Origin of the sequence: Acinetobacter legionensis, assembly GCF_048551735.1 — a bacterium.
In the GTDB taxonomy this organism is placed as follows: Bacteria; Pseudomonadota; Gammaproteobacteria; order Pseudomonadales; family Moraxellaceae; genus Acinetobacter.
In genome coordinates this window covers 87,415-107,557 of the sequence record NZ_JBIMBV010000002.1, presented here as the reverse complement: position 1 = coordinate 107,557, position 20,143 = coordinate 87,415, and the positions used below count along the sequence as shown (strand labels likewise).

Below are 20,143 nucleotides of genomic sequence, written 5' to 3'. Positions count from 1 at the left end.
ATACCTTTAAATCAAATTCAATTAATGGGTCTTCTCTTCATAAATAGTTCGTACAGGGCGCTCATAGCTTTGCGGTTCATTTAGCTGCAATTTTTGTTTGGGCATAATTAACCAAAGCACCAAATACACCAGAATACCTGGAAAAGCTGCGCTCAAACATGAAACGATCACGAAAATAATTCGCAGCAATGTTACATTCCAACCAAAACGTTCAGCAATACCGCCCATTACACCGGCGATCATATTGTGACGGCTTGAACGATATAAACCAGAATTGGCCATTTAAATCTCCTTAAAATAATTCATCATCATTCATGATTAAAAATTTAAAAATGAATTTATATTATTAAATAGTGGCGTTTCTGTTTGATTCTTCAAGTGAATCACCGATTAAAATTGTTAAGACTGTGTAACAGGGCCACTTAAATCATTAAAAATAATGTAAAAAGTGTCCAAACCTCTGTAGTGGGTGGTTGAGACAAATACGTTTTTTATACTTTTGTAAAAAATACATCATTAAGATTTCGAGAACTGGTGTAACACAATAATATATACGTAGGTTAATATTTGATGTTGCTGGTGCTGTGCAATTGGGTTATTTGGATTTATGTATTTAACTTTTCATAAAGTAAATTTTTTTCGAATTCTAGGTATCAGTATTTGTACAGTACTGAGTGCTTGTGATTCCTCAAAATCAAATGATAAACAACAAGGTACATCTGACACACAAAATTCATCGAGTGAGCTTGCGTTACAAGAAACACCGCAACATGCTCATTCAAGCGAAGGAAAAAAACTAACAGACCTTGCGGGTCAAGCAACTCTACCTGCTGTAGTAGATATGCAGAGTCAAGATCAGCAAAGTGGGGAACTTCCTACAAAAGCTGAGGCATTTGTGGGGCGTTATCATGTACAAATGAGCTGTGAAGATCCATTCGCCAAATGTGATAAAGGCAGTGCAGAGTTTATTATTAACTTACTTCCAGACGGCACTGCACATCGCACCTTTGTTTATATGGGGAAAATAACATACGAAAATAATGATATAAAATCGAATCGTGCTTATCAAAAAAATACTTGGATCTATGATGAGCTAAATCATGAAATCGTGATTAACCGAATTGAAGGGATCCAGTTCTATTATAAAGTGGATGAACAAAATGATTTGGTGATGGATATTGATAAAATTATTAATGGAACTGAAGAAAATCGGCTCTATTTTAGTCAACACCATACCGCACCAACAAAAGCCTATGTGTTAAAGAAATTTGATAATTAAAATATTAGTAGTTAAATAATTGATAATTGAAAAGCTAAACAATCAAAAATAAGATCAAACAATGAGCCTTTATCTAGAATGATAGAATAACCAATACTTGATGTCAGACCAAAACCTGTTTCAGCCAATGGTACTGAATAGCCTAAGGTTAAGTTCTATGCATGACCTATAAATTCAATTTAGTCATTACTATAATTAATATGGGTTAAGAGACTATCTTTACCCCAAAATACGTTATCAAATGTTAAACGTGCTGAAAACTCATGCCATGCTCAATCTGACCAACCTAGGTAGTTAAATGGGTTATAGCTCAAATCTAGTAGAGGTTTAATTTGTTTAGATCAATTTAATGCCGTGTTATAGTCAATATATGAGGTAAATTCAAAATGTAGTGATGCTGAATCACCGAAGTTTGTATCGGCAGTAAAGATTCCACCGTATAAATCCGAGTCATGTGACAGTACAAAGCTTCCTTGTAGCGTAGGATCATTAGATTGGTTAGACCACGGAAACGTAGTCTGTTGCGAGTGCGGCATAACCACTTAAGCTAAGACCCGCTGCATGTTCCATTTCTGTGGACACAGCAGAATGGGTTACCATTGTTGTCAGTATTACCGATAAAATTATTGGTTTAATCATATTGATTTACTTTTCGTAAAAATTCTTTTTATTTAAACGTCATTTTTCAACTACAGATTGTTGATTGGTTTTTAACCCATTGTTTTACTCAATTCAAGTGATATTCAAGCAGATGTATATATCGATATTGAATATTGAACAAATACAGGCTTGGGATACTTTTTCTTTAATTTGTTCATGGTTATTCTGGCCTTAATTTTTTCAAAATATTAGATGATCTTGATTTGAAATTTTAAGGTGATTTCATAAATAATTTTGATTTCTTTGCGATGGAGTAACTACTACACTATTCAGTCTCTTTTAGCCCTAATTTAAAAAAACTTAGGGCCTGATACTGAATATAAAATTTAACCCAATTCTCAGATTGGTTATACTTTTTTATTTATGGGATAGATTCCTTATGTCCATAACATCTATGGAAAATAGTAAGATTCAGGCAATTCTTGAAAATCTGTGTCACGCTAATATACGTGATTGATTTACGATCTGGTTGGGTTGTGTCATTTGATTACGATTGTAGGTTTGGCTATTTATAGTTGAATCAGTTGACTCAAATTTAAGTTTATATTTTTGAGTATTAATTTTTAGTATTGATTGAATGATAAAACAATAAATTTGATGACATCGTGCTGTTGTAAAAAATTTAAGTGGACTTATTTTAATGAGGATAAGTTTGTTAAAAATCTGGTGGGTTGTGTGGGGTTCGAACCCACGACCAATAGATTAAGAGTCTACTGCTCTACCAACTGAGCTAACAACCCTGAACGTGTCTAAGCCATAGTTAAACGAGAACAAATGATGAAGCAAAATTTTCGAGGGTGGCGAAGCATCTAATGCAGATGTTTGGTTTTGGTCGGAATATTTGCAGGTTTCGTTTCTATTGTAGTACTTTAACCGTACAGAAAGAAGCCCTAAGAAAGAATGGTGGGTCGTCCGCGATTCGAACGCGGGACCAACGGATTAAAAGTCCGCTGCTCTACCAGCTGAGCTAACGACCCTGAGGGAGATGTGTAAAGCGCGATGCTTTACCCGACATTAGTGAAAATCGAGAATTTTCTATCGGTATCGATTTACAGGTTAAAACATAAAGATGGTGGGTCGTCCGCGATTCGAACGCGGGACCAACGGATTAAAAGTCCGCTGCTCTACCAGCTGAGCTAACGACCCTGAGTGAGGACGTGTAAAGCAGTGCTTTACTCGATATTTGTGAAAATTGAAAATTTTCTATCGCTATCCATTTACAGGTCAAAACAATTAAGTGGTGGGTCGTCCGCGATTCGAACGCGGGACCAACGGATTAAAAGTCCGCTGCTCTACCAGCTGAGCTAACGACCCTGAACCTTCATCCAAGCTAGGCTTGAATATGTAGTGCAAGAAAACTAAAAAGTTTTTAAACACCACTTTGTTTTGATGGAGCGTATTTTAGCAAGATATTGATAGAGCGCAAGTAAAAATTAAGAAAGTTTGCAACGTTCGGTTATAAATAACACAAAATGAACTAAAAAAGCCCTGAAATCAGGGCTTTTAGTTTAGAAACGGTATTTATAAGCTTCAATATTGGCAAAAACCTCTGGAGTGACATCGCAATAGGCATTGGCACTTGGCAGTAATACCAATATACGATCAGAGGTTTTTTCAGGATTAAAGGATTGTTCCTTTAATTTATTTTTCTGATATTTAAATGTACCCGTCGTTTCTACAATTTGTTGGATACGTAAAAATACTGGAACTGCATAGGCTGGCAAGTTCTTTTTAAACTCGGCTGCAAGCTGGCTTAAATCCTGTTCAGTCAGTTCTTCCCCATCATGTAAAGTAATGGCAGCCATACCTGCTCGACCATTGGTATTTGGAATTTCAACGCCGTAAACTACAGCTTCTGTAATTTTAGGATATTCACTACAAATATTTTCAACTTCAGTGGTCGAAACATTTTCACCTTTCCAGCGGAAAGTATCACCAAGGCGATCGACAAATTGAGCGTGTCGGAAACCAATATCACGAACCAAGTCACCAGTAATAAAGTAAGAATCGCCCTTTTTAAAGACATCTTTCATGATCACTGACTTGTTCTTTTCAGGATCTGTATAGCCATCAAAAGGGGAACGCTTGGTGATTTTACCAATCAATAAGCCTACTTCACCTTTTTTGACTTTTTGACATATACCATGACTGTCGCGAATGGCTTCATTTTTTTCTTTATCAAACTGGACGATGGCATAAGGTGTAGGTGAGAAGCCAACAGTATTGTTAAAATTAAAAACATTACTGAAGCCTACATTTCCTTCACTAGAGGCATAAAGTTCTAAAATTTCTTCGATACCAAAGCGTTCTTTAAATTTGCCCCAAATATTTGGACGCATACCATTACCGATCATTTTAGTGACACGGTGCGTATGATCAAGTTCTGAAGCAGGTGCATCCATGAGGTAGCGGCAAAGTTCACCGACATAACCAATTGCCGACGCATTAAACTTTTTGACATCAGACCAGAATGCAGAGGTAGAGAATTTACGACGGATTGCCAAAGCTGAACCGCCTGCAATTGCACCACACCAGCACACTACCATACCTGTTGCATGGTAAAGCGGTAAAGTGCAGTACATCACGTCATCTTCACCTAAGTTTAAGACATGACCATATGTTCCGTAGGCCAATGTCCAACGACTGTTGGTAAATACCACAGCTTTAGGTAAACCGGTTGTGCCAGAGGTATAGATATAAAACAAGCCATCTTTCCCTTTGACACTTTGTGTAGTCGAAGGATTGAATTTTGGAAATTGTTGAATTTTTTCAGCGAGATTGATAAAGCCTTGAGGTGCTGTACCTGGTTCTTGCATTGTATTTTGATCTGCAAACCAATGTAGACGGTCTAGAGCAATGTTTAAGTCTTGACGAATCTCATCTACCGCAGCACGGCATTCTTCACCGACGATCACCGCAACAGGATTGACCAAGTTGATACTATGTGTCAACACTTTACCTGTTTGTGAGGTATTGACTAAAGCTGTTGTTACGCCAATTTTTGCCAGTGCAATCACGGTCGCAATCAGTTCAGGACGATTTTCGATCATCACCGTGATCGCATCGCCTTTTTTTATGCCAATAGAAAGATAAAAGTGTGCAATTTGATTGGCCCAGTTATTCAGCTCTTTATAACTATAGCGTTGATCTTCAAATAATAACGCATCACCATAAGGATTGCGTTTTACAGCACGTTCAAAAGCAAGACCTAGCCCAGCAGGCGTATTGGGTGTTCTGATATAAGCTTGTTTAAGTCCAGTCAGGATATTGGGAAGCTTATTGATGAGCTGTGGTAAGCGCTCTGCGACATCAGTAAATCCGATGAGATCGGCCTGTGTTGTTTGACTCATATCAATCCTATTTATTTTTCGTAATCCAATACAATTTTTAGAGTATCATCGACTCACATTACATTTGTCTTTTTAATCGTATAAGACTAGTGCAATCAACCTAATCTGACAAATGTCCTGATAATCTCTTCAAAATAGCAAAAAAACCTAGCCATCGAAATGACTAGGTTCTCTTTAATCGCTACATTTTAAGCAAATTTTTACACATTACTCATCCGCTGGTGGTGTCGCTTTTTTTGGCGGACGGCCACGAGGGCGACGAGGACGGGCCGGTTTTTCATCTGTTGCCACATTGTCTGCCTTTTGGGCATCTTCATCTATGCCAACTTCAGCAGTCGTATCTAAAGCAAGTGATTGTTGTGGCTTTTTCGCCTTTTCAGTTGCAACAATTGCTTTTTCAACTGGCTTAGCTGGGGCTTCTTTGACCACTTCAACTTCCGCAGGCGCTGTTTCAATTGTAGTTTCTACGGGTGTTTCAGCTTGCACTTCTTCTTTTTGAGTAACCACAGGTGCTGCTTCAACTGGGCTTGCTTGAGTCTCAGTTTCCACTTCTTCTGGTTGTTGCTCAAGTTCAGCTTGATGCTCTTGCTTTGCTTGTACAGCTGCTTGTTTTGCTAAACGACGACGTTCACGAGGATCATTCGCTACACGGCGATCATTCTCAGGCTTTGGTGGCGTTAAGTCTAAGACATCAGCAGGTTGTGCTTCTGGCGCTGCTTTAGAGATAGCAACATCACGTGTTACAGGCTGCTTGGTTTGTACATCGGTCTTTTCTTCCACAGTTAAGGTCGCTGAATATTCTTCAGTAAACTTAACCAATGCACGATTGAATGTTGGAATTAATCCAAACTGTTCAATCAATACCGCACAGTCATCACCATAAACATGACGAATCAAAGTTCCCACTGTGTACTGATTTAATGTCGGTACTTGAGATGGTGCGATTTTAGGGGTTGTTGCTTTTGCTTGAGCAGCATCACGTTGTTGACGGCGTTTTTGACGCGGGTCATTGCTGGCACGTTGCACAGGCTGTTCTACTCGAACCTCTGCTGCAGGTGTTTTTGCTTCAGTAGTTACGGTCTGACTTTCTACAGCAGGCGCAATAGTTGGTTGAGCGTCTACAGTGCGAGGTGCTTTAGCAACAGTTTCAGCTTTTTCATTGCGATCATGGCGCTTCGGTTTGTTGCTTGCTGGCGCAGCAACTTGTTGCGGGTTTAATGCCACAATTTCACTTTGAGCTTGATCAAGATTGACCACTAAAGCTGTTTCAAGAGCTGCATGCTTCGGTGTGTCAATGAGTTCAACTTTAGGTTGTTGCTCTTGAGTTTGATTATGCTCTACTGGCGCATTGTTATTTGGCGCTTGTTGTTGCTCATCATTAAACACGCTGCTATCGCGATGACGATTTGGGCGGTTTGGACGTTGCTGATGGTTACGATCACGACGTGGAACCGCTTGTTCAGCAGGGGTTGCTTCAGCATTTTGATCATGCTGTTGACGTGGCTGCTTTTGCTGACGACGTTGATCACGTTGTTCCTGACGCTGTTCTTGGCGTTGCTCTTGACGAGGCACCTGAACCACTTCTTCAATCACTTGATGTTGATCAGTATTTTGTTCACGTGGCTCTTTATGCTTGTTACGATTTTTGTTTTTATTGTTGTTGTTACGCGGCGCTCTTTCTTCTTTCTCGCCCTGTTTTTCATATTCACGCGGTTCTTGTTTTTGAACAGGTGCATGTGAAAGATAAGCATTGGTTTCAGGAATAACCTGAGCTTCAATCGCTGTTGGAGCAACATTATTATTCACTTGACCAAATTGACCACGGCTTATAGCACCGCCATTAATCATTTGTTCAATTGCCGCAGCTGCATTGTTTGCAGAACGTGATTGGTCAACTGTTGCCGCTTGCTTTTGGACAAACAGATTTTCTAACCAAGCACATGGGCTTGAAGCTGGTTGAGCAACTTGTGCTTGAACCGTTTGTTGAACTTTTTGTGGTTGAGCAGGTTGTTGTTTTCTATTTTGCTTATTGTTTTGCGCTTGAGCCGGTGCAGTATTGTGTTGCGTTTGCTCTTCTTCCAAATGCCACTCAGATGACTCATAGCCCAATTCTTTTTCGCTTGAACGTGTAGCTTCAGTACGCTCATAGCTTGTTGGCGCAAAACCTTCAGGGTTATATGAGATTTCGTAATGTGGAGTTTCTAAATGTGGATGTGGCAATACAGTCACACGAACATTTGACGTTTGTTCTAAGTAAACCAGACTGTGACGCTTTTCATTCAACAAGAATGCTGCAATTTCAACAGGCACTTCAACTTGAACCTCACCTTGACGTTCACGTAATGCTATCTCTTCAACTTTACGCATAATTGAAAGAGAAAGTGAGCGTAAATCACGCACCATGCCTGTGCCATGACAGCGAGGGCATACATAACCAGTAGCTTCTTCAAGAGATGGGCGTAAACGTTGACGGCTCATTTCCATTAAACCGAAACGAGATAATTGACCGAACTGGATACGGGCACGATCACTTTGCGTCGCTTCACGAAGTTTGGCCTCAACCATACGTTGGTTGCGTTCTTTGGTCATATCGATAAAGTCGATCACAACCAAACCACCAATATCACGTAAACGTAATTGGCGAGCAATTTCTTCCGCTGCCTCTAAATTGGTACTGAGTGCAGTTTCTTCTACATCATGCCCACGTGTTGATTTCGCTGAGTTGATGTCAATTGAAACAAGTGCTTCAGTTTGGTCGATCACAATTGAACCGCCTGAAGGAAGTTTAACTTCACGTTCATAAGCTGTTTGAATTTGACTTTCAATACCAAAATGCGCAAATAACGGTTCATTTAAAGTATAGGTTTTTAACTTATCCAATTGATTTGGCATAACCGCTTTAACAAAGTTATAGGCTTCGTTATAGGCTTGCTCTGAGTCAATTAAAATTTCTGCAACATCATCACGTAAATAGTCACGGATAGCACGTGTCACAACACCCGCTTCTTGATGAACAAGCATTGGTGATGGACCAGAGTTTGCAGTACCTTGGATTTGAGCCCAAAGATCTAGCAAATGTTGAAGGTCAAGTTGAAGTTCTTCTTGTGAACGCCCAATCCCTGCTGTACGAACAATCACGCTCATACCACGTGGGGTATTTAATGACGCCAACATTTCTTTAAGTTCTTCACGAACTGAACCCGAAATTTGACGGCTAATACCACCACCTTTCGGATTGTTCGGCATCAATACTAAATAGCGACCAGCAAGAGATATATAGGTTGAAAGTGCCGCGCCTTTGTTGCCACGCTCTTCTTTTTCAACTTGAACGAGAAGTTCTGTGCCTTCAGTGATGAGTTCACGAATATTTGAAGTTTGGCGAGGATCTGCCTTGTAATAAGTATTGGCAATTTCGCGCATCGACAAGAAACCTTGACGACCTGCTCCATACTCTACAAATACAGCTTCTAGAGAAGGCTCTACGCGAGTGACATGGCCTTTATAGATATTGGCTTTCTTTTGTTCACGTGTACGGTTTTCTAAATCGAAATCGTAAAGACGGTGACCAGTGATGAGTGCAACGCGAACTTCTTCGGCATGTGTTGCATTAATCAACATACGTTTCATGGGTGTAACACCTAATAGTGATTCACACCAACAACTCGCTATCTTTTTAAGTGAAGCGAACATCTAAAATATTGGATCAATGCCCAAATCACGGATACATCCAATATGATTTGAGTAATTTACCCACTTGTTTTGAGCAAGGTTGGGTTTGATGCCTGTATTGATGCTGCAATACTTCTTTAATCTTTGCACGATTAAAGTTTTGAGGTTTTCACTGGCACTTAAGTGGTGCATTGGATGACTGATTTGATTCGTCTTTCACTATCACATTGCTCGAAGAGCATCTCAACTTTTGTGAGAGCGTCTTGATACGGAATTATCATCGTACCTTTACAAATTGTGCAGTTCCAATGCCTCAAACACTTATGTCCTGAATAACACTCTACAGCGACTTGCCTGATGTGCATCAGTTTATGTTTAAAAACCAACGTCTGGGTTGGCGACATATATTTTTAAACAAACTGATTTCTGTACTTTAAGTACAATTAAACGCAACAGTTTGTCTTTTTGCCGATATAATAAAGCCTTCGGCGTCGGCATATTCTTTTGGGACCTTTCCGCATCTGTCGTGAATTTTATCGTATGTGTCACGCTTTCATTTTTAAAAAAGGGTGGCACTAAATTTCACTTACGGTGGTATCCGTGCGCTGACTATAGCAAACCTTGAATCATCTGCCTATGGGCTATATGCTTATTTTGTATGAAAAGCATAGTCTAAATGATCAGTTTTTAATCAAATTTTAGTTTTTTATTGGATCACCTAACTGTATGAATTCTACGCAACAATGGCAAAATGTAACTTGGTTTGAAGTAGACGAGCATCAAGAAGGCCAGCGCATCGATAATTTCTTATTTACTCGCCTGAAAGGTGTGCCGAAAAGCCGTATTTATCGTTTAATTCGTGAAGGTCAAGTGCGGGTCAATAAAAAGCGTATAAAAGCAGAAACTAAGCTGGCAATTGGCGATCAAATCCGTGTTGCACCTATTCGCTTTGAGCAAAAAGATGAAACTGATGTACCTGTATCCGATAAAGTTGCTCAAAGCTTGCTTAGCCGTGTGGTGTATGAGGATGAAGGTTTATTGGTGATCAATAAACCTTCTGGAATTGCAGTACATGGCGGAAGCGGTGTGGCATACGGCTTAATTGAAGGCTTACGTGCGGCGACAGGTAAAAAATATTTGGAATTGATTCATCGTATTGACCGTGATACCTCAGGTCTGGTGATGGTGAGTAAAAAACGTAGCACCTTGAAAACGCTACAAGACTTGTTGCGTGAGCATAAAATTAAAAAAACCTATGCTGCAATTGTCAAAGGTCAAGTGAGCTTAGACCAACAGTTGATTAATCAACCTTTATTGCGCTATGAATTGTCCAATGGTGAACGTCGTGTACGTGTTTCAGATGAAGGTAAAGAATCTAAGACACAATGGAAAGTGGCAGAGCGCTTTATGCACGCAACATTGGTCTATGCTTCTCCATTGTCGGGTCGTACCCATCAAATTCGTGTGCATGGCTTAAGTATTGGTCATCCTTTGGTGGGTGACGATAAGTACGGTCATGAAACAGAATATCGTGGACCAAAAGCTCGGAGATTAAGCTTACATGCGATGCGATTAGAAATTCCAGGTTATCCTGTGATTGAAGCGCCTTTACCGGAAGATATGCAAAGCTTGGTTGCACAATTAAGAGCACAAAAGAAAGATTGATTCTATCTTGCTGCTCAGTTTATCTTTTACACAAAGGGAACTTGTTATATGAAAAGTTCCCTTTGTGTTTAAAAATGCGTTAGCTTGTCATGTAAAGCGTATAAGATTTAAAAATGAGTCATGCGTACACTGAGCAAATATTGGAAATAATTCATGCAAAAACCTGTAAAGCTTATCATTTTTGATTGGGATGGCACTTTATTTGATTCAGTTGGGCAAATTGTGGCGAGTTTGTTGGTGGCTGCAAAAGAATTTGAGCAGCCGTTAACAGCTGATGCTGCGAAAAGTATTATTGGTTTGGGGTTGCCTGAAGTTGCTCAAGTGTTATTTCCTCAAGTTCCAGAGTTACATACTGAAATTTTAAAATGCTATGGTGATCATTATGTTGAGCATTCCAAAGATGATTTGTGGTTCGCTGGCGTTTCTGAAATGTTGCATGATTTAAAAAATCAAAATATCAAATTGGCAGTCGCAACAGGAAAAAGCCGTCGTGGTTTAGATCGTGTTTTGGCTCAGACCCAGAGTCAGAATTTATTTGAGATCACCCGTGCGGCCAGCGAAACCAAATCCAAACCCGATCCATTGATGTTGGCTGAAATTTTAGATTATACTGGAATTCAGGCGGAGCAAGCCATTATGGTGGGTGATACATCTTATGACTTAGAAATGGCACAGAATATTGCTATGCCACGTGTTGGGGTGAGTTATGGGGTACATGCGATTGATGTATTACAGCGTTTTAATCCGCTGACGATCGCGGATAACGTCGATCATTTACATCAGTTTTTAGCTCAACAGCTTAAGGCACCTGAAGTTGCTTAGTTGCTTTTACGCTGTTTGCAGATTGCTCTCAGCGTAAACTTAGATAAAACCAACGAGTTATAATAAAAAAATTGACCATGAGCCGCTCTATTCGATTACTCACTTTATTACAACTTTTACGTGAACAGCGTTATCCCATTACCGCGCAATGCTTAGCAGAACATTTGGAGATTAGTGTCCGAAGTGTTTATCGGGATATTGAAAGTTTACGTGACCAAGGTGTTAATATTGAGGGCAGTGCGGGCTTAGGATTTCAGCTGAAAGAAAACTTTTTACTGCCTCCGATGAGTTTGGATGAAACAGAAGTCGAAGCAGTGTTCTTGGCATTGCATTGGTTAAGGTCAGTGCCAGATCCAGCATTGAAAAATGCTGCACATTCAGTTTTGGCCAAACTTAATGCAGTATTGCCCAAGAATAAACAAGAGCTGATTGATGAAACCATGCTTCGGTCTATCAACCATTGGCTTGTGGTTGACGAAAAAATTGTCGAACAAGTACGTCTAGCTATTCGATATCAGGTCAAGATCGAAGTGCATTATTTAGATGAAAAACAAAATATTTCTACCCGTATGCTTTGGCCTTTTGTTTTAGGATATTTCAATGACAAAATGCTGTTGGCTGCATGGTGTGAATTACGTGAAGATTTTCGAAATTTTCGTTTAGATCGTATACAAAAATTAAATGTGACTGAAATCATTTACCCAGAGTTTAAGCGCCATCTTTTTCAGGCATGGTGGCAAAAAGAGCTGCAAAAAAAATCCATGCTAAAAAGCTCCTGACAAAAACTGACACAGCCGCCCTTTATATTCAATACACCACTATAAAGGAATGGAAAAATGGGCTTAAAACTATATAGCAACGCGCAGTCTAGAGGTCTTGTTATTGAATGGCTACTGATTGAGCTGGGGGCTGAATTTGAAAAAATTGAGTTGGCTTATCACACTGAAATGAAGTCGGAATCTTATCTAAACATTAACCCATTTGGCAAAGTACCCACCTTAGTCGATGGCGATGTGGTGATTTATGAAATGCCTGCAATTTGCGCCTATTTGGCAGATAAGTTTTTTGATCAAGGGCTTGCACCAGCGCTGGATGATCCAAAACGTGGTTTGTATTTCCGTTGGTTATTCTTTGCTGCTGGACCGTGGGATGCAGCCACAACGGATCGCGCATTAAAGGTTGAGGTTACCGATGAACAAAAAATGCATATTGGCTATGGAAACTTTCAGGACAGCTATACGGCTTTAATTCAGGGCTTGGAACAGGCTCAACCTTATCTATGTGGTGAGCAATTTACGGTAGCCGATGTGTTTGTTGGCTCCATGCTATTTTGGCAATTGAAGATGGCAGAGATTGAAAGCCATCCTGCAATTGAAAAGTATCTTAATTCAATCAAAAGCAGAAAAAACTTAAGAAATAATCAAGTGCTTTTTAGCGACTAAATCATCAAGACGATGCAAACTTAGCATGATCTCATACTGGGTTTGTATTGAGGTTTTTAGTCATATTCAAGCGCAGAAAATTATAAAAAACTTTGGAGATTGGATTTTGGTGTTAATCCCACTATTTTTTACTTCTGTTAAATAAAACCTGCAGCAACATTAATACAGATCGCCAAAATCGTCGTGTTAAATCCATATGCCAAAAGGATATGTAGAATATTTAAAACTCGCATTGAGCGAGAAGTGATAGATACATCTGCAGTTTGTGCAGAAGTACCAATGACATAACTAAAATATAAAAATTCAGGATAGGTTGGCTTAGGGGTTTTCGGAAAGTCCAATCCTCCATCCTGTCGATTCTCTACGGCCAAATAAAAGTCATGTGCGTAATGAATAGCAAAAATGGTATGCATAAATAACCATGCAAAAATAATGGTAAAAATCGCTAAAGCGATATGTCCTGCTTTAATTCCAGTCACATCGGGCAAATGTGCCAGTTCAATAATAATGGCAATAAAGCACATGATGAGTGAGAGCACAACCAACAGCAAAATGATCCATTTGCTAGCATCCTGCTGTTGAGCACGCTTTAAAATATGCGCTTGATTGGTTGCCCAGAGCATTTTCATCGTTAGGATGAGATAAATCAAAATGGCAATATTCCAACTGAATAACAAATTGGTTGACCACTGCCAATCTGTACCAAAAGACATCCCCATATATACAACTGCAGTGAGTAGAAAACTAATAAAGAAGTATGGGCGAGACTGTATACCTGATCGAAATTGATGAAATGCACGTCCTATCATGATGGACACCGCCTAAGTTAAAAATTGAGATGTATTTGCGTAAAAAAAATGGACATAAGTTTTATGTGTTTAAGCCGTCCTATTTAAAAAACAATGCTGTGTCAATTTTGGAGCAGTGCTCTTATTCTTGCTCTAAGCGATTGATATCCAAATAAAATACTTTGGTTAATAATTCGATGAACTTTTGTATAGCAACCGAGCCAGCACTTTTTCGATAACTCACATACAAGTCTAGATAGGGCAGTTCAATATCTAAAGGTCGAATGACGGTGTTACTGGTGGTCAATGGCGCAATATAACTCGGCAAAATTGTACAGCCTAAGCCCGCTCCAACTGAGTTGATATTCAGTAAAATATTGTCAGCTTTTTGGACGATATTCAATTCAATATTATTGTGTTTGGCAAATTCTAAAATGGTGTTATGTAAGGTGCTGGATTGTTCTTCGGCAGGGATAATAAAGTCGATAGCATTTAATGCTTTAACAGGGATACGTTCATGCTTTGCTAAAGGATGGTCTTTGGGTAAAAGAACAATTAACGGCTCACGCAGCACAAATTTACTTTCAAATTCTTCATTATGAAAATTGTGTCTGCTAAAGCTGATATCTAGCTCACCCTTTTTCATTGCACGTATTTGTTCAAGGTTATTTAAGTTAAATAACTCAATTTTGAGATCAGGATTTTGTACCCTTAAATTAGGCAATACATAAGGGAAAATTTTCATTTCAGCAACGGGCACAAACCCAATCCTTAACAATTGCTGTTTGGCTTTGGAAACTTGTCTGGCCATCGCAACAGCCTTATCGGCTTGCGCTAAGGTTAAGCGTGCTTGTTCAAGGAAAACAGCGCCTTCTTCGGTAAGTTCAACTTTACGCTTTGTCCGATTTAACAGTCGAACACCGACATCTTCTTCAAGATCTTTGATCTGTTGGCTGAGTGAGGGTTGTGCCGTATAAAGTCTCAGTGCTGCTTTGCTAAAGTTTAGTTCTTCAGCCACAGTAATGAAGTATCTCAGATGTCGTAATTCCATATAACGCGTCCAAAGAATAATCCAAAAAATGTCTTACTAATATTTTATAATAGTATAATCTATAAACAACTGTCAGGTGAAGATGATTATAGTATTTAGAAAATAAATGAACTTTTAAAATTCATTGTTATTTTAATATAGAAAATAACAAGGTGAATAATCTATAAAATATCTTAATAAAAATAAAAAATATTTCTCTAAGCTCTAGCCTAGAAGCAATCATTTGTACAAAGTTGAATCAATTTATCTATGGCTCTTGCTTGTCAAAAGCGTACTTGCAGGAATGAAAGAATTGATATCAAGACTTTCATTAATCTACATAATGGCCATATCTCGCCATTAATCTAAAGCGATCCTAATTTATATGAACGAACACTTGAAAAGTGTTTGATTGCACTGGTTTAAGTTGTTTCAATCTGTCTTATAGACATGATTATACTGAGAATTTCATAAAATTGACTTTGAGATTGGGTAAAGTCAGCTTTATGTATCTAGAGATTCTAGAGTTGATGAGAGCGTTCATGCTGATGTTTTTGATATCGCTTTATCTCAAAACGTTTAGACGGATGGCTTCTTTAATTTTAAATGCAAAATTGGAAATGGATTACCTTCAGCATCAAGTTCTGAACGCGCAATTTGTTGGAAGTTATGTTTCTTATAAAACTCCAAAGCACGAATATTTTGTTCGTTGACATCTACTTCATGTGCACCTAACTCAAAAGCTTTTTGAATGAGCATTGAACCGATGCCTTGATCAAAAAAATTAGGGTCAATAAATAACATTTCAATCTTTTGATAAGCCAGTCCCATAAACCCAGCGATTTGACCTTCACGTTCCACATGAAACAACTGCACATGATCAAAATAATGATGCTGAATGATGAGTGTTTTAATTTGTAAAATATGTTGTTCATTTAAAAAGTCATGAGTCGCACGCACAGAAGCTTCCCAAATTTTCAATAATTGTGGATGAGACTGCGACGGAGTATTTAGAATATTGGTTAAATTGGGTTCCATAAAAGATTCACTCAATTGTGAAAAACAACAAAAAATAAAGAAAAATCACAGATAGTTTCGCTAATATGAAGCAGGACAGCTATAAAAATCAAATTGATGTATTTGATGATAAAAAACAGGACAATAAATGTCAGATTCCAACAAAATTGTTGTATATGCAGCACTTTTGGGCAATTTAGCCATTGCTCTGGTTAAGTTTGTTGCCGCCTATATTACAAATAGTTCAGCGATGCTCAGTGAGGCAGTCCATTCTGTCGTAGATACTTTAAATGAAATCTTATTGCTGTATGGTTTAAAAAAATCACAACAGCCTGCAAATTATCATCATCCCTTCGGTTATGGAAGAGAGTTATACTTTTGGGCCTTTATTGTTGCACTGTTGGTTTTTGCTTTAGGTGCGGTAGTTTCAATTTATCAGGGTATTCAACATATTCGTCATCCAGAAGTTATACAATCCCCATTGGTCAACTATGTGGTACTCGGGTTTGCGCTGCTTTGTGAAGGAGCTTCATGGTTTATTGCGTTGAAAACATTTAAAAAGACCAAAGGTCAGATGGGATATTTTGAAGCATTCCGTCGCAGTAAAGATCCGACAACCTTTACTGTTTTATTTGAAGACTCAGCAGCTCTAATTGGCTTAATCATTGCATTGCTTGGAATATTTTGTGCTCAGCAGTTTAATTTACCCGTTTTAGATGGTGTGGCTTCGGTACTGATTGGTGTTGTCTTGGCTATATCAGCCTTGCTTTTGGCAAGGGAAACCAAAGGGTTGTTGATGGGTGAAACAGCAGATCCAAAACTGCGTCATAATGTATTGAAAATTGCTCAAGAAGATCCTGCCGTACATTCAGCAAATGGCGTATTGACTGAACAAATGGGCGCACATCAAGTGATTGCTTCTTTAAGCTTAGAGTTTAAAGATAGTTTAACTTCAGATGATATCGAAGTCTGTGTGAACAGAATTGAAGCAAAGATTAAAAGTATTCATCCCGAAATCGTGGCATTATTCGTGAAGCCACAAACACAGCAAGTATGGCTTGAAAGAATGAAAGGGCGTTTAGAGTAATCATGTCGAAACAAGAGCCAATGGTACGTCTTGAAGATACAACGGTACAAGACAACACAATGCAAAATAAGACTGTTCCATCTCAGCAAGTTCAACAATTGCATTATCGAATTGATACTGAAAATTGTCTGTCACATACATGGTATAAACCTGTATTTAGTGTGATTGGTTCAAATCAGCACAATGGTGAACGGTTCTTTAATGAAGTACGTAAACCACAAGGGCGTAGCCGTTGGGATTTGATGAAATGGCTGGGTACCCGAAAATCATATACTTGGAATGTGGATACCCAAAAAGAATCATCAGAATTCTATGCGGCAACACGCGTATTACCTCAGAATCGACCAGATGCTGATGAACATGATTGGCAAATCTGGTTTGTGAGTCATGCGACTGTACTGGTTCAAATTGGTCCCTATAACTTTTTAACTGATCCTGTTTGGGCCGACTATGTTAGTCCGAAACATGGGCGTGGACCAAAACGTGTGATTCCTGCTGGAATTGCTTTAGAACAATTGCCAGAGATTCATGCAGTTTTACTCAGTCATAATCACTATGACCATATGGATTTAGCCTCTTTAAGATGGCTACACAACAAGTTTGCCATGCCAATCTATACAGGTTTGGGCAATGCCTGTTACTTGCCTAAAGAGTTCCATGTGATTGAGATGGACTGGTGGCAATCTGCATTGTTTAAAAACTTAAAAATTATTTATACCCCAGCACAGCATGGCTCGGGTCGTGGTTTACGTGATCAGAATATTGCATTGTGGGGTGGTTTTTCTGTGGTATCGCAACATGGTCATTTCTTCTTTGCTGGCGATACGGGGTATTCACCGCATTTTAAAGAAATTCAAAAACGGTTAGGTTCACCGCGAATTGCGTTATTGCCAATCGGTGCGTATGAACCAAGAGCGCTAATGAAATATATGCACATGAATCCACAAGATGCTTTTCAGGCGCATTTAGATTTACAAGCCAAGCGTTCTTTGGCAATTCATTACCGTACTTTCCAATTGACGGATGAAGCGCGGGAACAGCCTGAGCAGGATTTACAAAAGGCTATGAAGAATTCATCAAAAATGATTAATCCATTCTACTGTATTCGTGAAGGCCGTAAATTGGTGGTGTAGTGAGTCTTATTGAGCCATAAAAATTGAGAGCGCTAAAAAATTGAGAACACTAAAAATGATAAAAATCTTATCGAGTACTTTGTTGTTTTGCTTGGTGATGAGCTCAGTTGCTGCAAAATCTATAGACCTAACTCAAGCGGCTGGGGCTGATTGTGTTTCAGATAAGCCTTGTGCTGATGGAGATCAGATGACTATGGCAACAGCCGAAGAAGATAGTCCAGCAGCAGATGATACAGAGAGTATCAAACCTCTCAATGAAAAATATGACTTGGAAACGGGTGATGAATGGAAATTAATTCATCAAAATTCAAATAATCAATTTTTTGAAAGTATCACCACAATATCTGATGGGAATCAACTTATTCAAGCTTGGGTTAAAAGTGTGAACCCAAAAAGGCAATACATGATTAATTATTATCAAGTACTGTGTAAGGATCGGACATTTACACGACTTGAGCAGTTTAAAAGTCAGGATGATAAAAACTATAAACTGGTTAAAAAGGTCGAGCATTATCGTCAGACACAACCCTTTAGTCAGGCAGGTGAAATACTTCCAGTTTTGCAAAAGCTGTGTCAGGATTAGGGGGTATTTACCCAGACTAAAAAATAGTGTTGATTCCTGATTGAAAAATCAAGGGAGATGAATAATGAAAATAATCCAAACTTTATTGATGTTACTGGCATTATCTTGTACAGCTTTTGCTGAGACTCAAAATATACAAATTAATCAAAATAATTTTGAGTTGAAAACAGGGATGAATCAAGATGATGTTGATTTATTACGAAAAGATATTGAATTATATCGAGATAATAAAAAGCTGCTCACGCATACAATTTATTCAACCACGGGTGACTGTAGTATTCACCAGATTGAATTGGGTGATTATGAGATTAAAGATAATAAGATTATTTTTTATAGCTACTGGGCTTCGGGTGATCGGCAGGGACTCTGGACCTATCCTTATGGTGTGCGCAAACAAACCTATACTGTGGATGCAAAGGGTAAAGTGGAATTAGTCAGTGCTGTACTATATGTTGAAGATATTTTGGGTGATCCGCTTAGCACAAACCCAGATGAGGAATACCTTCAATTTTTGCATACCGCTCCAAAAACTAAGCAACAACAACGTGCATTGAGTGAATATATTCAAACCATGCAAAGTGATTATAAAGGTCGATTTGTGCATGGACAGGAACGGGCGCGCTTAATTCAAGAAGTGAAAAGCAAACTTGCCAAGCAAATTGCGACTGAAACCAAAGGATGGAAAGAGCAGTTTGGTACAAATATGCGAATGTAAGTTTATTCGGCTTTTTGAGCATTGAGAAGTTGAATTGCGACAATAGACAGTGTGGCCATTGCGGTATTCATGATGAAAGGATTAAAACCCCGCGCAAAATAGTGTGGATAAACGATCGCAACAACCAGTAAAAACAACAGCATCGCGATGATATTTAAATAATGCAGAAGCTTTGATTGTCTAAAAATAAGAAATAATCCACCAAATATTATTTCTCCAAATCCTGAGAGTTCAATAAGTCTAGGAATGGGCAACAATTGAATCCCTGTAAATTGCCAAAATTGTTGCTCTTCGATGACTTTATATATAATTTTAGGGATGAGCCCTTGATAAAACCATAATACAGCCAGTGAAATATGAATGGTCAATAAGGCATTCTGAAGTACTTTAGAATTTTGCATCAATGCTATGTTCCAAAAAATGTTTTTTATTTTTAGATGAAGGCAGTAAACACTGTGCAGTTGTACCAAATAAACGATAGCGATTTAAAGCGATTCGGCAATATAGAAAATCTCGGATAAATTTAGGTATCCCGTACCCCATTTTTAAATATGAAAAGGGTGGTCCTAAGCTTTCAATCACTTTTAAAAACGCAGTGGATTCACTATAGGCTTGCCCATTTTTAATCACCAACATGCTATCAAATTGCTCAGTGGGCATTTGGTAATGTCTTAAGATGTCTTGTCCTAAAGGTGATTGCACCGAAGTTAATTTAAATTGTGCCTGTGTATCATATTTGATTAAAAACTTTGCCCAGCCATTACATAACACACAGATTTCATCAAATAAAATGATGTCATGTTGTTGAATTAGCGCTTCAATTTTCTGTTGCATGGCTTTACTCGCAATTGGGAGTTTCTTCAATATAGTGCATTTATACAAAATAAAAAACCGCCCGAAGGC

Annotated in this window: 18 protein-coding genes and 4 tRNA genes; 9 read left to right on the top strand and 13 right to left on the bottom strand. The window is 38.6% G+C overall.

What is annotated here, in order from left to right; all coding sequences use genetic code 11:
* Nucleotides 1-21 precede the first annotated feature (21 nt).
* Entirely contained in the window at nucleotides 22-282 is a 261-nt protein-coding gene (locus tag ACG9ZL_RS02510; RefSeq protein ID WP_004718168.1) for a PspC domain-containing protein, read from the bottom strand.
* A gap of 325 nt (nucleotides 283-607) precedes the next feature.
* On the opposite strand from ACG9ZL_RS02510, the gene ACG9ZL_RS02505 reads away from it, so the two are divergent.
* Nucleotides 608-1,279: a hypothetical protein gene (locus tag ACG9ZL_RS02505; RefSeq protein ID WP_336952229.1), complete on the top strand. Its 672-nt coding sequence runs from the start codon at nucleotides 608-610 to the stop codon at nucleotides 1,277-1,279.
* A 341-nt stretch (nucleotides 1,280-1,620) separates the two neighbouring features.
* Here ACG9ZL_RS02505 and ACG9ZL_RS02500 read toward each other — a convergent pair whose 3' ends face one another.
* The 7 genes from ACG9ZL_RS02500 to ACG9ZL_RS02470 all read right to left on the bottom strand — a co-directional run bounded on the left by ACG9ZL_RS02500 (nucleotide 1,621) and on the right by ACG9ZL_RS02470 (nucleotide 8,916).
* Complete coding sequence (locus ACG9ZL_RS02500) at nucleotides 1,621-1,815, bottom strand: hypothetical protein (RefSeq protein ID WP_419358945.1); 195 nt, start codon at nucleotides 1,813-1,815, stop codon at nucleotides 1,621-1,623.
* A 788-nt stretch (nucleotides 1,816-2,603) separates the two neighbouring features.
* Nucleotides 2,604-2,679: transfer RNA gene (locus ACG9ZL_RS02495), tRNA-Lys, on the bottom strand.
* 161 nt (nucleotides 2,680-2,840) lie between these two features.
* A tRNA-Lys gene (locus tag ACG9ZL_RS02490) sits at nucleotides 2,841-2,916 on the bottom strand.
* 93 nt (nucleotides 2,917-3,009) lie between these two features.
* Nucleotides 3,010-3,085, bottom strand: a tRNA-Lys gene (locus ACG9ZL_RS02485).
* A gap of 92 nt (nucleotides 3,086-3,177) precedes the next feature.
* Nucleotides 3,178-3,253, bottom strand: a tRNA-Lys gene (locus tag ACG9ZL_RS02480).
* 194 nt (nucleotides 3,254-3,447) lie between these two features.
* Nucleotides 3,448-5,289, bottom strand: coding sequence for a long-chain-acyl-CoA synthetase (locus ACG9ZL_RS02475; protein WP_336952227.1), 1,842 nt, complete (start codon nucleotides 5,287-5,289; stop codon nucleotides 3,448-3,450).
* A 207-nt stretch (nucleotides 5,290-5,496) separates the two neighbouring features.
* Nucleotides 5,497-8,916, bottom strand: a complete 3,420-nt coding sequence (locus tag ACG9ZL_RS02470) for an Rne/Rng family ribonuclease (RefSeq protein ID WP_419358943.1) — start codon at nucleotides 8,914-8,916, stop codon at nucleotides 5,497-5,499.
* 768 nt (nucleotides 8,917-9,684) lie between these two features.
* Between ACG9ZL_RS02470 and ACG9ZL_RS02465 the strand changes: the two genes are divergently transcribed.
* The 4 genes from ACG9ZL_RS02465 to ACG9ZL_RS02450 all read left to right on the top strand — a co-directional run bounded on the left by ACG9ZL_RS02465 (nucleotide 9,685) and on the right by ACG9ZL_RS02450 (nucleotide 12,887).
* Nucleotides 9,685-10,623 (top strand): RluA family pseudouridine synthase, encoded by a 939-nt coding sequence (locus ACG9ZL_RS02465; protein WP_336952225.1) that lies wholly within the window; start codon nucleotides 9,685-9,687, stop codon nucleotides 10,621-10,623.
* Between the two features lie 153 nt (nucleotides 10,624-10,776).
* Nucleotides 10,777-11,445 (top strand): HAD-IA family hydrolase, encoded by a 669-nt coding sequence (locus tag ACG9ZL_RS02460; RefSeq protein WP_336952224.1) that lies wholly within the window; start codon nucleotides 10,777-10,779, stop codon nucleotides 11,443-11,445.
* 77 nt (nucleotides 11,446-11,522) lie between these two features.
* A complete protein-coding gene (locus ACG9ZL_RS02455) occupies nucleotides 11,523-12,224 on the top strand; it encodes a helix-turn-helix transcriptional regulator (protein WP_336952223.1) in 702 nt (233 codons plus the stop codon).
* 57 nt (nucleotides 12,225-12,281) lie between these two features.
* Nucleotides 12,282-12,887, top strand: a complete 606-nt coding sequence (locus ACG9ZL_RS02450; RefSeq protein WP_419358941.1) for a glutathione S-transferase family protein — start codon at nucleotides 12,282-12,284, stop codon at nucleotides 12,885-12,887.
* A gap of 137 nt (nucleotides 12,888-13,024) precedes the next feature.
* On the opposite strand, the gene ACG9ZL_RS02445 is transcribed toward ACG9ZL_RS02450, so the two are convergent.
* From ACG9ZL_RS02445 to ACG9ZL_RS02435, 3 genes are all read right to left on the bottom strand, one after another.
* Nucleotides 13,025-13,696, bottom strand: coding sequence for a DUF1345 domain-containing protein (locus ACG9ZL_RS02445; RefSeq protein ID WP_336952221.1), 672 nt, complete (start codon nucleotides 13,694-13,696; stop codon nucleotides 13,025-13,027).
* A gap of 121 nt (nucleotides 13,697-13,817) precedes the next feature.
* The gene (gene hcaR, locus ACG9ZL_RS02440; protein WP_336952220.1) at nucleotides 13,818-14,726 is read right to left on the bottom strand and encodes a DNA-binding transcriptional regulator HcaR; all 909 of its coding nucleotides are present in this window, start codon (nucleotides 14,724-14,726) and stop codon (nucleotides 13,818-13,820) included.
* A 558-nt stretch (nucleotides 14,727-15,284) separates the two neighbouring features.
* Complete coding sequence (locus ACG9ZL_RS02435; RefSeq protein WP_419358939.1) at nucleotides 15,285-15,743, bottom strand: GNAT family N-acetyltransferase; 459 nt, start codon at nucleotides 15,741-15,743, stop codon at nucleotides 15,285-15,287.
* A 127-nt stretch (nucleotides 15,744-15,870) separates the two neighbouring features.
* On the opposite strand from ACG9ZL_RS02435, the gene ACG9ZL_RS02430 reads away from it, so the two are divergent.
* From ACG9ZL_RS02430 to ACG9ZL_RS02415, 4 genes are all read left to right on the top strand, one after another.
* Nucleotides 15,871-16,809 (top strand): cation diffusion facilitator family transporter, encoded by a 939-nt coding sequence (locus tag ACG9ZL_RS02430; protein WP_336952218.1) that lies wholly within the window; start codon nucleotides 15,871-15,873, stop codon nucleotides 16,807-16,809.
* A 2-nt stretch (nucleotides 16,810-16,811) separates the two neighbouring features.
* Complete coding sequence (locus tag ACG9ZL_RS02425) at nucleotides 16,812-17,942, top strand: MBL fold metallo-hydrolase (RefSeq protein ID WP_336952217.1); 1,131 nt, start codon at nucleotides 16,812-16,814, stop codon at nucleotides 17,940-17,942.
* A 55-nt stretch (nucleotides 17,943-17,997) separates the two neighbouring features.
* Nucleotides 17,998-18,525 carry a hypothetical protein gene (locus ACG9ZL_RS02420; RefSeq protein ID WP_419327043.1) on the top strand — a complete coding sequence of 176 codons (528 nt, stop codon included), beginning with the start codon at nucleotides 17,998-18,000 and terminating at the stop codon, nucleotides 18,523-18,525.
* A gap of 64 nt (nucleotides 18,526-18,589) precedes the next feature.
* Nucleotides 18,590-19,240, top strand: coding sequence for a hypothetical protein (locus ACG9ZL_RS02415; protein ID WP_419358937.1), 651 nt, complete (start codon nucleotides 18,590-18,592; stop codon nucleotides 19,238-19,240).
* A gap of 2 nt (nucleotides 19,241-19,242) precedes the next feature.
* Here ACG9ZL_RS02415 and ACG9ZL_RS02410 read toward each other — a convergent pair whose 3' ends face one another.
* Nucleotides 19,243-19,641 (bottom strand): DoxX-like family protein, encoded by a 399-nt coding sequence (locus ACG9ZL_RS02410; protein ID WP_336952214.1) that lies wholly within the window; start codon nucleotides 19,639-19,641, stop codon nucleotides 19,243-19,245.
* A complete protein-coding gene (locus tag ACG9ZL_RS02405; RefSeq protein ID WP_336952213.1) occupies nucleotides 19,628-20,074 on the bottom strand; it encodes a thiol-disulfide oxidoreductase DCC family protein in 447 nt (148 codons plus the stop codon). Before ACG9ZL_RS02405 ends, ACG9ZL_RS02410 begins: the two co-directional genes overlap by 14 nt.
* Nucleotides 20,075-20,143 lie beyond the last annotated feature (69 nt).